Source organism: Pseudomonas sp. NPDC012596, from assembly GCF_042902325.1.
In the GTDB taxonomy this organism is placed as follows: domain Bacteria; phylum Pseudomonadota; class Gammaproteobacteria; order Pseudomonadales; family Pseudomonadaceae; genus Aquipseudomonas.
Window position 1 is genome coordinate 1 of record NZ_JBIBEB010000015.1, and the last position, 11812, is coordinate 11812.

11 protein-coding genes and 4 tRNA genes are annotated in these 11812 nt (G+C 57.4%); all 15 read left to right on the forward strand.

Features of this window, described 5'->3' with window-relative positions; all coding sequences use genetic code 11:
* The first annotated feature begins 201 nt into the window (after nt 1-201).
* Nucleotides 202-1161 (forward strand): bifunctional biotin--[acetyl-CoA-carboxylase] ligase/biotin operon repressor BirA, encoded by a 960-nt coding sequence (birA, locus tag ACFY68_RS18005; protein ID WP_387529973.1) that lies wholly within the window; start codon nt 202-204, stop codon nt 1159-1161.
* Nucleotides 1151-1900, forward strand: coding sequence for a pantothenate kinase (locus ACFY68_RS18010; RefSeq protein WP_387529976.1), 750 nt, complete (start codon nt 1151-1153; stop codon nt 1898-1900). The genes birA and ACFY68_RS18010 overlap by 11 nt, the downstream gene beginning before the upstream one ends.
* Before the next feature lie 7 nt (nt 1901-1907).
* Entirely contained in the window at nt 1908-2333 is a 426-nt protein-coding gene (locus ACFY68_RS18015; protein ID WP_387529979.1) for a hypothetical protein, read from the forward strand.
* A gap of 152 nt (nt 2334-2485) precedes the next feature.
* Nucleotides 2486-2569 (forward strand) — tRNA-Tyr (locus ACFY68_RS18020).
* A gap of 24 nt (nt 2570-2593) precedes the next feature.
* Nucleotides 2594-2667 (forward strand) — tRNA-Gly (locus tag ACFY68_RS18025).
* A gap of 29 nt (nt 2668-2696) precedes the next feature.
* Nucleotides 2697-2772: transfer RNA gene (locus ACFY68_RS18030), tRNA-Thr, on the forward strand.
* A 78-nt stretch (nt 2773-2850) separates the two neighbouring features.
* Nucleotides 2851-4044 (forward strand): elongation factor Tu, encoded by a 1194-nt coding sequence (tuf, locus tag ACFY68_RS18035; protein WP_387529982.1) that lies wholly within the window; start codon nt 2851-2853, stop codon nt 4042-4044.
* A gap of 54 nt (nt 4045-4098) precedes the next feature.
* Nucleotides 4099-4174: transfer RNA gene (locus tag ACFY68_RS18040), tRNA-Trp, on the forward strand.
* Between the two features lie 44 nt (nt 4175-4218).
* Complete coding sequence (secE, locus tag ACFY68_RS18045) at nt 4219-4587, forward strand: preprotein translocase subunit SecE (RefSeq protein WP_136912669.1); 369 nt, start codon at nt 4219-4221, stop codon at nt 4585-4587.
* Nucleotides 4588-4596: 9 nt separating this feature from the next.
* On the forward strand, nt 4597-5130 hold the full coding sequence (gene nusG / locus ACFY68_RS18050) for a transcription termination/antitermination protein NusG (RefSeq protein ID WP_346614695.1): 534 nt from the start codon (nt 4597-4599) through the stop codon (nt 5128-5130).
* Nucleotides 5131-5249: 119 nt separating this feature from the next.
* Nucleotides 5250-5681, forward strand: coding sequence for a 50S ribosomal protein L11 (rplK, locus tag ACFY68_RS18055; protein WP_003255500.1), 432 nt, complete (start codon nt 5250-5252; stop codon nt 5679-5681).
* The gene (gene rplA / locus ACFY68_RS18060; protein ID WP_346614694.1) at nt 5681-6376 is read left to right on the forward strand and encodes a 50S ribosomal protein L1; all 696 of its coding nucleotides are present in this window, start codon (nt 5681-5683) and stop codon (nt 6374-6376) included. The genes rplK and rplA overlap by 1 nt, the downstream gene beginning before the upstream one ends.
* 197 nt (nt 6377-6573) lie before the next feature.
* On the forward strand, nt 6574-7074 hold the full coding sequence (gene rplJ / locus ACFY68_RS18065) for a 50S ribosomal protein L10 (RefSeq protein ID WP_346614693.1): 501 nt from the start codon (nt 6574-6576) through the stop codon (nt 7072-7074).
* A 78-nt stretch (nt 7075-7152) separates the two neighbouring features.
* A complete protein-coding gene (rplL, locus tag ACFY68_RS18070; RefSeq protein ID WP_007957596.1) occupies nt 7153-7518 on the forward strand; it encodes a 50S ribosomal protein L7/L12 in 366 nt (121 codons plus the stop codon).
* A gap of 218 nt (nt 7519-7736) precedes the next feature.
* Nucleotides 7737-11810 (forward strand): DNA-directed RNA polymerase subunit beta, encoded by a 4074-nt coding sequence (rpoB, locus tag ACFY68_RS18075; RefSeq protein WP_346614692.1) that lies wholly within the window; start codon nt 7737-7739, stop codon nt 11808-11810.
* Nucleotides 11811-11812 lie beyond the last annotated feature (2 nt).

An 11812-nucleotide genomic window follows, 5' to 3' on the forward strand; every position in this document is an offset into this window, starting at 1 on the left:
TGGTAGTGTGGGGTTTCCCCATGTGAGAGTAGGTCATCGTCAAGATTCATTTCGCAAAACCCCTATCTGCGCGAGCAGGTAGGGGTTTTGTCTTTTCTGGCCGAAAAACTCTGTGTTCGTGAGCTTTTCGAGCGGCCCTTTTCCTATGCAAGCCCACTACCCATAGCTATCATGCCAGCCTTATTCCAAGTCGAGACTGGCATGCTGAAGTTGTTGAATCTCCTCAAGGATGGCCGGTTCCATTCCGGGGAAGCCTTGGGGGTAGCCCTTGGGGTTAGCCGCAGCGCCGTTTGGAAGCAGCTGCAGCACCTGGAGAGTGAGCTGAATCTCACTGTTCACAAGGTTCGTGGGCGTGGCTACCAGCTTGCGGCGCCTCTGGCCCTGCTCGAAGCGAACGCGATTGCCGAGTTCGCCGACGGTAACCAGTGGCCCGTTTTCATCCATGACACCATTGATTCGACCAATGCTGAAGGGCTTCGGCTTGCCGGCCAGGGGCAGGCTGCTCCATTTTTGGTGCTTGCCGAGCGCCAGAGCGCTGGGCGTGGGCGCCGCGGTCGTCAATGGATAAGCCCATTTGCGGAAAACCTCTATTACAGCCTCGTACTGCGTGTCGAAGGTGGCATGCGTCAGCTCGAGGGCTTGAGCCTAGTGGTGGGCCTGGCAGTCATGCGGACCCTGCAGGGTTTCGGTGTCAAGGATGTAGGGTTGAAGTGGCCCAACGATGTGCTTGTGCGTGGTCAGAAGATCACTGGCATCCTGCTTGAGCTGGTCGGTGATCCTGCGGATGTTTGTCACGTCGTCCTCGGTATCGGCATCAATGTGAACATGCAGGCTAATGACCAGGTCGACCAGGAGTGGACCTCAATGAGGCGCGAGGCGGGTGTGACAATTGATCGCAATCGTCTGGTGGCCATGCTCAGTCAGCAGCTCCAGCACGAATTGGCACGTCACCGCCGCTATGGCTTTGCCGCATTCCAGGAAGAGTGGGAGCAGGCACACTTGTGGCAAGGGCGTAAGGTGTCGCTGATTGCCGGCAGTGCCCGTGTCGATGGAATGGTGCTGGGTGTGGACGGGCAGGGCGGGTTACGCCTTGAGGTCGACGGTGTGGAAAAGAGCTTCAGTGGTGGTGAGCTCAGTTTGAGGTTGTGTGATGATTCTTGAGCTCGATTGCGGTAACAGCTTTATCAAATGGCGTGTCATTCATGCGGCCGACGCTACGATTGTGGGCGGTGGCATTGTTGACTCGGACCAGGCTCTGGTTGCTGAGGTCAGTGCCCTGGCATCATTGCGCTTGTCGGGTTGCCGCGTCGTCAGCGTTCGCAGTGAAGATGAAACCGCTGCTCTCTGCGGTTTGATCGCCCAGGCGTTTTCCGTAGTGGCGCGCGTCGCGGCACCGGCTCAGGAAATGGCCGGTGTACGTAACGGCTATGCAGACTTCGAGCGTTTGGGCATGGATCGTTGGCTCGCGGCTTTGGGCGCGTTCCATTTGGCCAAGGGGGCTTGCCTGGTAATCGATCTGGGTACTGCTGCAAAAGCCGACTTCATCGCCGCGGATGGCGAGCATCTGGGGGGGTATATTTGCCCAGGCATGCCATTGATGCGTAGCCAGCTGCGTACTCATACCCGGCGAATCCGCTACGACGATGCTTCCGCAGAGCGTGCATTGAACAGCCTTGCCCCTGGGCGCTCAACCGTTGAAGCCGTGGAGCGCGGTTGCGTGCTCATGCTCCAGGGCTTTGCCCGCACTCAGCTCGAGCAAGCGCGTGCCTTGTGGGGTGATGCGTTTACAGTGTTCCTTACCGGCGGCGATGCACCGCTGGTACGTGAGGCTGCGCCGCAGGCGCGTGTGGTGCCTGACCTGGTATTCGTTGGTCTTGCAATGGCCTGCCCATTGGACTGAGGTGTGTATGCGTTGGTTGTTTCTGCTGTTGCTGGTGCTCAACGTCTTTTATTACGTATGGCATCAACAGGAAGCCCCTCTCAAAGCCAAGGATGTCGCCCCACTGTCGTTGTATAAAGGCAATCAACAGGAAATTCGCCTGTTGCGTGAAACCGGTGTCTCGGCGCCGGCTCGGCGTCGGGATGAATGCCTGGTTGTGGGTGGTCTGGCAGCTAAAGATCAGCTTGAGGCACTGCGTCAGCGGTTGCTGAGTCTGGATATCAACGCTTTGCCGGTATCCGGTCAGCTGCCTGGCGCCGATGGGCTTTGGCTGAAGGTCGCGCCCGAAAGCGAGCGTTTGCTGGACCAAACCGTCCTCGCCACTCTTTCCAACGATTTCAAAGACTTAAAACATAAAATTATTTTCTGCCAGGGTATTGCAACTGGCGAATAGCTTGATAGAATGGCGCCCGCTTCACAGGGAACACCACTCAGGTGGTAGAACTGAAAGCGGTGTCAAAGTAGCTAAGTTTCAGATTTGATTGAAAAAATTTGAAAAAGAGCTTGACACTAGGGCGGCAGCAACATAGAATGCCGGCCACATCTGGAGGGATTCCCGAGCGGCCAAAGGGGACGGACTGTAAATCCGTTGCGCGAGCTTCGAAGGTTCGAATCCTTCTCCCTCCACCAGTTTTAGCGAGAGCCGCAAGCTCCGCGGGTATAGTTTAGTGGTAGAACCTCAGCCTTCCAAGCTGATGATGCGGGTTCGATTCCCGCTACCCGCTCCAAGTTTGCTGGATTTTGCACAAAGTGTTTCGCTCTTGTAGCTCAGTTGGTAGAGCACACCCTTGGTAAGGGTGAGGTCAGCGGTTCAAGTCCGCTCAAGAGCTCCATATAAACAAGGCAGATATGAAAATATCTGCCTTTGTTTTATCAGCGCAAGACTATTTCTTCTGCGGAGGATTGTATCGATGGCTAAGGAAAAGTTTGATCGTTCCCTTCCCCACGTCAACGTCGGCACTATCGGCCACGTCGACCACGGTAAGACCACTCTGACCGCGGCTCTGACTCGCGTTTGCTCCGAAGTTTTCGGTTCCGCAATCGTTGAGTTCGACAAGATCGACTCGGCTCCGGAAGAAAAAGCGCGCGGTATCACTATCAACACCGCTCACGTTGAGTACAACTCGACCATTCGTCACTACGCTCACGTTGACTGCCCAGGTCACGCTGACTACGTGAAGAACATGATCACCGGTGCTGCCCAGATGGACGGCGCGATCCTGGTTTGCTCGGCCGCCGATGGTCCGCGGCCACAACCCCGTGAGCACATCCTGCTGTCCCGTCAGGTTGGCGGTCCGTCCAGCGTGGTCTTCCTGACCACGGCTGACCTGGTAGACGACGCTGAGCTGCTGGAACTGGTCGAGATGGAAGTTCGCGACCTGCTGTCCACCTACGACTTCCCAGGCGACGATACTCCGATCATCATCGGTTCCGCTCGTATGGCCCTGGAAGGCAAAGACGACAACGAAATGGGCACTACCGCTGTCAAGAAGCTGGTAGAGACTCTGGACAGCTACATTCCTGAGCCAGTTCGTGCCATCGACCAGCCGTTCCTGATGCCGATCGAAGACGTGTTCTCGATTTCGGGTCGTGGTACCGTTGTTACCGGTCGTATCGAGCGTGGTATCGTCCGCGTTCAGGACGCCCTGGAAATCGTTGGTCTGCGTGACACCACCACCACCACCTGCACCGGTGTTGAGATGTTCCGCAAGCTGCTGGACGAAGGTCGTGCTGGCGAGAACTGCGGCGTTCTGCTGCGTGGTACCAAGCGTGACGACGTTGAGCGTGGTCAGGTTCTGGTCAAGCCAGGTTCGGTCAAGCCGCACACCAAGTTCACCGCAGAAGTCTACGTTCTGTCGAAGGAAGAAGGCGGTCGTCACACTCCGTTCTTCAAAGGCTACCGTCCTCAGTTCTACTTCCGTACCACTGACGTGACCGGTAACTGCGAACTGCCGGAAGGCGTTGAAATGGTAATGCCAGGTGACAACATTCAGATGACTGTTACCCTGATCAAGACCATCGCAATGGAAGACGGTCTGCGCTTCGCTATCCGTGAAGGCGGTCGTACCGTCGGCGCCGGCGTCGTGGCAAAAATTATCGAATAAGTAGTTGATTTACTTGATCAGGTCGGTATAATGGCCGGCCTGATACAGCGTTACAGGTCAGTAGCTCAATTGGCAGAGCGACGGTCTCCAAAACCGTAGGTTGGGGGTTCGATTCCCTCCTGACCTGCCATTCACCTCGGTGTGATTGGCTTTCTTCTTACAGGATCCTCCCCGATGACTCCCAAAACTGAAGCCCAAGAAACGCGTTTTGATCTGTTCAAGTGGCTGGCTGTAGTGGCTTTGGTTGTTGTTGGTGTCGTGGGTAATCAATATTACTCCGCCTCTCCAATCCTGTACCGCGTTCTCGCACTTCTCGCCCTGGCTGCTGTCGCTGGCTTCGTAGCTCTGCAGACTGCGAAGGGTAAGTCGTTCTTTGCGCTGGCGAAGGAAGCTCGTACTGAGATCCGTAAAGTCGTGTGGCCGACCCGCCAGGAAACCACCCAGACCACGCTGATTGTCGTGGCTGTCGTGCTGGTTATGGCACTGCTGCTGTGGGGTCTTGATTCCCTGCTCGGCTGGGCGGTCTCCCTGATCGTTGGCTAAAGGTGTCCCGTGGCTAAGCGTTGGTATGTTGTGCATGCTTACTCGGGTTACGAGAAGCATGTTATGCGCTCCCTGGTAGAGCGCGTCAAGCTGGCAGGCATGGAAGACGGTTTCGGCGAGATCCTGGTCCCGACCGAAGAAGTCGTTGAAATGCGTAACGGCCAGAAGCGCAAAAGTGAGCGCAAATTCTTCCCTGGCTATGTTCTGGTCCAGATGGAGATGAACGAAGGGACTTGGCACTTGGTCAAGGACACCCCTCGTGTGATGGGCTTTATTGGTGGTACCGCCGACAAGCCGGCGCCGATTACCGATAAAGAAGCCGAGGCCATCCTGCGTCGCGTTGCCGACGGTAGCGACAAGCCGAAGCCGAAGACGCTGTTCGAACCAGGTGAAGTGGTTCGAGTCATTGACGGTCCGTTCGCTGACTTCAATGGTAGTGTCGAAGAGGTTAACTACGAAAAGAGTCGCCTCCAGGTGGCGGTGCTCATTTTCGGTCGCTCTACTCCGGTAGAGCTCGAGTTCAGCCAGGTCGAAAAGGTCTAGGCGGACGAAGCATCCCATACCCCGCAGCCCTGTGTGCTGCGGGGTTTTGTCGTCACTGGGATAAAACGCAAGTCATCCGGGGAGCCTTCAGGCGTTTGTACCCGATATTGGAGTAGCTCATGGCTAAGAAGATTCAGGCTTACATCAAGCTGCAAGTTAAGGCCGGCCAGGCCAACCCAAGCCCACCCGTTGGTCCAGCACTGGGCCAACACGGTGTGAACATCATGGAATTCTGCAAGGCCTTCAACGCCCGTACTCAGGGTCAAGAAGCCGGCCTGCCGACTCCTGTGATCATCACTGTTTACAGTGACCGTAGCTTCACTTTCGAAACCAAGAGCACCCCTGCCTCGGTTCTGCTGAAGAAAGCTGCTGGCCTGACCAGTGGTTCGGCTCGCCCGAACACCGTCAAAGTCGGTACCGTGACCCGTGCTCAGCTGGAAGATATCGCCAAGGCTAAACAGGCTGATCTGACTGCTGCTGACCTGGACGCTGCTGTACGCACCATCGCTGGCTCTGCCCGCAGCATGGGCCTGAACGTGGAGGGTGTGTAATGGCTAAGCTGACCAAGCGCCAAAAGGCTATTGCTTCGAAAATCGAAGCTGGCAAAGTTTACAACTTCGAAGACGCAGCTGCGCTGCTGGCCGAACTGTCCACTGTGAAGTTCAGCGAATCCTTCGACGTTGCCGTCAACCTCGGCGTTGACCCGCGTAAATCCGACCAGGTCGTTCGTAGCGCTACCGTGCTGCCACACGGCACTGGCAAGACCGTACGCGTTGCTGTCTTCACCCAGGGTCCAGCTGCTGAGGCCGCTCTGGCTGCCGGCGCTGACCGTGTAGGTATGGACGATCTGGCTGCCGAAATGAAAGGCGGCGACCTGAACTATGACGTCGTCATCGCATCGCCTGATGCCATGCGCGTTGTAGGCCAGCTGGGTCAGGTTCTGGGTCCTCGCGGCCTGATGCCTAACCCGAAAGTCGGTACCGTTACCCCAGACGTCGCCACGGCTGTCAAGAACGCCAAGGCTGGTCAGGTTCGCTATCGTACCGACAAAAACGGTATCATCCACACCTCCGTAGGCAAAGTCGGCTTCGAAGCTGGCAAGCTGAAGGAAAACGTTGAAGCCCTGATCGCTGATCTGAAGCGTATCAAGCCGGCTTCCTCGAAAGGTATCTATGTCAAGCGCGTTACCCTGAGCACCACCATGGGCCCAGGTCTGGTCATCGATCAGAGCTCGCTGAGCGCGTAAGACCGCGGCGGCGCGACTTGTCGCGCCCTTCGCAAAAATTGGGGTCCCTGCCTGGCGGGGGCTATCCAAGACCGTAGGCGGCGCAAGCCTTAAACCACAAGCCTACGCAGATGGTGCTCCCGATTCGTTACCGAATCAGACACCAAAACGACATCCGGCCTCGGCCAGATGAAACGGTAAAAACCAGGAGTAAACCCGTGGCAATTAAACTCGAAGACAAGAAGGCCATCGTCGCTGAAGTCAACGAGGCTGCCAAAGTCGCTCTGTCCGCTGTCGTGGCTGATGCCCGTGGTGTGACTGTAGGCGCAATGACCGGACTCCGTAAAGAGGCTCGTGAAGCTGGCGTTTACGTACGTGTCGTACGTAACACCCTGCTCAAGCGCGCCGTTGCTGACACTGAATTCAGTGTCCTCAACGACGTGTTCACTGGCCCGACCCTGATCGCTTTCTCCAACGAACACCCGGGCGCTGCTGCTCGTCTGTTCAAAGAGTTCGCCAAGGGTCAGGACAAGTTCGAGATCAAGGCAGCTGCGTTTGACGGCAATTTCATTGCCGCCAACCAGATCGATGTACTGGCTACCTTGCCGACCCGTGACGAAGCTATCGCACGTCTGATGAGCGTTATTCAAGGCGCTACCAGCAAGCTGGCTCGTACTCTGGCGGCCGTTCGCGACCAGAAAGAAGCTGCTGCTGCCTAAGGCCGCGTAACCTCTTTCAAAATCATATGTTTAATTTGATGGCTGCGTAGGCTGTCACCCCAATACAGGATTTAAGTCATGTCCCTGACTAACGAGCAAATCATCGAAGCAATCGGCCAGAAAACCGTTCTGGAAGTTGTTGAGCTGATCAAAGCAATGGAAGAAACCTTCGGCGTTACCGCTGCTGTTGCCGCTGCTGGCCCAGCTGCTGCTGCTGCCGTTGTTGAAGAGCAGACCGAGTTCAACGTTGTTCTGGTTGAAGCTGGCGAGAAGAAAGTGAACGTGATTAAAGCCGTTCGCGAACTGACCGGTCTGGGCCTGAAAGAAGCCAAAGAGAAAGTCGACGGCGCTCCTCAGGTTGTAGCTGAAGGCGTTTCGAAAGAAGCCGCTGAAGACGCTAAGAAGAAGCTGGAAGAAGCAGGCGCTAAAGTCGAGCTGAAGTAATCTCGACCTTGCGACGCCAGCCGGCGCGTTGAGCGAAGGCTGATGGCTGGTGGCTTATGCCACCGGCCTTTTTCCGTTATTGGTGGCCGATCAGGTCGGCCCCGATAACAAGCTGCAAGACACCCATGTGGGTGCGCAAACCAAGGGGTTTGCACGATTTTCTGGCTGCTCCCGCCGGGAGAAGCCAAACAAGCAGGTGACCAAGCTGGGGAACGCTGATGGCTTACTCATACACTGAGAAAAAACGTATCCGCAAGGACTTTAGCAAGTTGCCGGACGTCATGGATGTGCCTTACCTCCTGGCCATCCAGCTGGATTCGTATCGCGAATTCCTGCAAGCGGGAGCATCCAAGGATCAGTTCCGCGACGTCGGCCTGCACGCGGCCTTCAAATCGGTATTCCCGATCATCAGCTACTCCGGCAATGCTGCCCTGGAGTACGTAGGCTATCGCCTGGGCGAACCCGCCTTCGATGTGAAGGAATGTGTCCTGCGTGGCGTGACCTTCGCGGTCCCACTGCGGGTCAAGGTGCGCCTGATCATCTTCGACAAGGAATCGTCGAACAAAGCGATCAAGGACATCAAAGAGCAAGAAGTCTACATGGGTGAAATCCCCCTGATGACTGAGAACGGTACCTTCGTTATCAACGGTACCGAGCGTGTGATCGTTTCCCAGCTGCACCGTTCGCCTGGTGTGTTCTTCGACCACGACCGTGGCAAGACGCACAGCTCCGGCAAGCTGCTGTACTCCGCTCGCATCATCCCTTACCGCGGCTCCTGGCTGGACTTCGAGTTCGACCCGAAGGACTGCGTGTTCGTCCGTATCGACCGTCGCCGCAAACTGCCGGCCTCGGTACTGCTGCGCGCCCTGGGTTACAGCACCGAAGAGGTTCTGAACACCTTCTACACCACCAACGTGTTCCACATTTCCGGCGAGAAACTCAGCCTGGAACTGGTACCTCAGCGTCTGCGTGGTGAAGTGGCGGTCATGGATATCCATGACGAAACCGGCAAAGTCATCGTCGAGCAAGGCCGCCGTATTACCGCGCGCCACGTCAACCAGCTCGAGAAGGCCGGTGTCAACCAGCTGGACGTTCCAATGGAATACGTCCTGGGTCGTACCACCGCCAAGGCCATCGTGCATCCGGCTACCGGCGAGATCCTGGCTGAGTGCAACACCGAGCTGACCACCGAGCTGCTGATCAAGATCGCCAAGGCTCAGGTTGTCCGCATCGAGACCCTGTACACCAACGACATCGACTGCGGTCCGTTCATCTCGGATACCCTGAAGATCGACACCACCAGCAACCAACTGGAAGCGCTGGTCGAGATCTACCGCATGATGCGTCCAGGCGAGCCGCCAACCAAGGACGCCGCCGAGACCCTGTTCAACAACCTGTTCTTCAGCGCCGAGCGTTACGACCTGTCGGCCGTGGGCCGCATGAAGTTCAACCGTCGTATCGGTCGCACCGAGATCGAAGGTTCGGGCGTGCTGAGCAAGGAAGACATCGTCGAGGTTCTCAAGACCCTGGTCGATATCCGTAACGGCAAAGGCATCGTCGACGACATCGACCACCTCGGTAACCGTCGCGTACGTTGCGTCGGCGAGATGGCCGAGAACCAGTTCCGTGTTGGCCTGGTGCGTGTTGAGCGCGCGGTCAAGGAACGTCTGTCGATGGCTGAAAGCGAAGGCCTGATGCCGCAGGACCTGATCAACGCCAAGCCGGTTGCGGCGGCGGTGAAAGAGTTCTTCGGTTCCAGCCAGCTCTCGCAGTTCATGGACCAGAACAACCCGCTCTCCGAGATCACCCACAAGCGCCGTGTTTCTGCACTCGGCCCGGGCGGTCTGACCCGTGAGCGCGCAGGCTTCGAAGTCCGTGACGTACACCCGACCCACTATGGCCGCGTGTGCCCGATCGAGACCCCTGAAGGTCCGAACATCGGTCTGATCAACTCCCTGGCAGCCTATGCCCGCACCAACCAGTACGGCTTCCTGGAAAGCCCGTACCGCGTGGTGAAGGAAGGCGTGGTCAGCGACGACATCGTGTTCCTGTCGGCGATCGAAGAAGCTGATCACGTCATCGCTCAGGCTTCGGCCGCGATGAACGAGAAGAAGCAACTGATCGACGAGCTGGTAGCTGTTCGTCACCTGAACGAATTCACCGTCAAGGCGCCGGAAGACGTCACCCTGATGGACGTTTCGCCGAAGCAGGTTGTTTCCGTTGCCGCCTCGCTGATTCCGTTCCTCGAGCACGACGACGCCAACCGTGCACTCATGGGTTCGAACATGCAGCGTCAGGCTGTACCCACCCTGCGCGCTGACAAGCCGCTGGTCGGTACTGGCATGGAGCGCAACGTTGCCCGTGACTCCGGTGTCTGCGTGGTTGCTCGCCGCGGTGGTGTGATCGACTCGGTCGACGCCAGCCGTATCGTCGTTCGCGTTGCTGACGACGAAGTCGAGACCGGTGAAGCAGGTGTAGATATCTACAACCTGACCAAGTACACCCGCTCCAACCAGAACACCTGCATCAACCAGCGTCCGCTGGTCAGCAAAGGTGATGTGGTCAAGCGTCACGACATCATGGCCGACGGCCCGTCCACCGACATGGGTGAACTGGCACTGGGCCAGAACATGCGCATCGCGTTCATGGCGTGGAACGGCTTCAACTTCGAAGACTCCATCTGCCTGTCCGAGCGTGTAGTTCAGGAAGATCGCTTCACCACCATCCACATCCAGGAACTGACCTGTGTGGCGCGTGACACGAAGCTTGGCCCAGAGGAAATCACTGCGGACATCCCGAACGTGGGTGAAGCCGCTCTGAACAAGCTGGACGAAGCCGGTATCGTGTACGTAGGTGCTGAAGTAGGCGCAGGCGACATCCTGGTCGGCAAGGTCACTCCGAAAGGCGAGACCCAGCTGACCCCGGAAGAAAAACTGCTGCGTGCGATCTTCGGTGAGAAGGCCAGCGACGTTAAGGACACCTCCCTGCGCGTGCCAACCGGCACCAAGGGTACCGTCATCGACGTGCAGGTCTTCACTCGTGATGGCGTCGAGCGCGACAGCCGCGCCCTGGCCATCGAGAAGATGCAGCTGGACGAGATCCGCAAGGACCTCAACGAAGAGTTCCGCATCGTCGAAGGTGCAACCTTCGAGCGTCTGCGTTCTGCCCTGAACGGCCAGGTGGTCGACGGTGGCGCGGGCCTGAAGAAAGGCACCGTGATCTCCGACGAAGTACTGGACGGTCTGGAGCACGGCCAGTGGTTCAAACTGCGCATGGCTGAAGATGCACTGAACGAGCAGCTGGAAAAGGCTCAGCAGTACATCGTCGATCGCCGTCGCCTGCTGGACGACAAGTTCGAAGACAAGAAGCGCAAGCTGCAGCAGGGCGATGACCTGGCACCGGGCGTACTGAAGATCGTCAAGGTCTACCTGGCAATCCGCCGTCGCATCCAGCCGGGTGACAAGATGGCCGGTCGTCACGGTAACAAGGGTGTCGTCTCGGTGATCATGCCGGTCGAAGACATGCCGCACGACGCCAACGGTACTCCGGTCGACGTCGTACTGAACCCGCTGGGCGTACCTTCGCGTATGAACGTCGGTCAGATCCTTGAAACCCACCTGGGCCTCGCTGCCAAGGGCCTGGGCGAGAAGATCGACCGGATGATCGAAGAGCAGCGTAAAGCCGCTGAACTGCGCGGTTTCCTGACCGAGATCTACAACGAGATCGGCGGTCGTCAGGAAAGCCTGGACGAGTTCACCGATGCAGAGATCCTCGCTCTGGCGCACAACCTGAAGAAGGGCGTGCCAATGGCTACCCCGGTATTCGACGGTGCCAAGGAAAGCGAGATCAAGGCCATGCTGAAGCTGGCTGACCTGCCGGAAAGCGGCCAGATGGTGCTGTTCGACGGCCGTACCGGCAACAAGTTCGAGCGTCCTGTGACCGTTGGTTACATGTACATGCTCAAGCTGAACCACTTGGTGGACGACAAGATGCACGCGCGTTCCACTGGTTCCTACAGCCTGGTTACCCAGCAGCCGCTGGGTGGTAAGGCGCAGTTCGGTGGTCAGCGTTTCGGGGAGATGGAAGTGTGGGCGCTGGAAGCATACGGCGCGGCATACACCCTGCAAGAAATGCTCACAGTGAAGTCGGACGACGTGAACGGCCGTACCAAGATGTACAAAAACATCGTGGATGGCGATCACCGTATGGAGCCGGGCATGCCCGAGTCCTTCAACGTGTTGATCAAAGAGATCCGTTCGCTCGGTATCGATATCGATCTGGAAACCGAATAACA

Excerpts from the sequence above, each read along its gene's own strand:
- ACFY68_RS18010 (WP_387529976.1), top strand. The coding sequence starts at position 1,151 with ATGATTCTTGAGCTCGATTGCGGTAACAGCTTTATCAAATGGCGTGTC.
- rplA (WP_346614694.1), top strand. The coding sequence starts at position 5,681 with ATGGCTAAGCTGACCAAGCGCCAAAAGGCTATTGCTTCGAAAATCGAA.
- rplL (WP_007957596.1), top strand. The coding sequence starts at position 7,153 with ATGTCCCTGACTAACGAGCAAATCATCGAAGCAATCGGCCAGAAAACC.
- rpoB (WP_346614692.1), top strand. The coding sequence starts at position 7,737 with ATGGCTTACTCATACACTGAGAAAAAACGTATCCGCAAGGACTTTAGC.
- rplK (WP_003255500.1), top strand. The coding sequence starts at position 5,250 with ATGGCTAAGAAGATTCAGGCTTACATCAAGCTGCAAGTTAAGGCCGGC.
- birA (WP_387529973.1), top strand. The coding sequence starts at position 202 with ATGCTGAAGTTGTTGAATCTCCTCAAGGATGGCCGGTTCCATTCCGGG.
- secE (WP_136912669.1), top strand. The coding sequence starts at position 4,219 with ATGACTCCCAAAACTGAAGCCCAAGAAACGCGTTTTGATCTGTTCAAG.
- tuf (WP_387529982.1), top strand. The coding sequence starts at position 2,851 with ATGGCTAAGGAAAAGTTTGATCGTTCCCTTCCCCACGTCAACGTCGGC.
- ACFY68_RS18015 (WP_387529979.1), top strand. The coding sequence starts at position 1,908 with ATGCGTTGGTTGTTTCTGCTGTTGCTGGTGCTCAACGTCTTTTATTAC.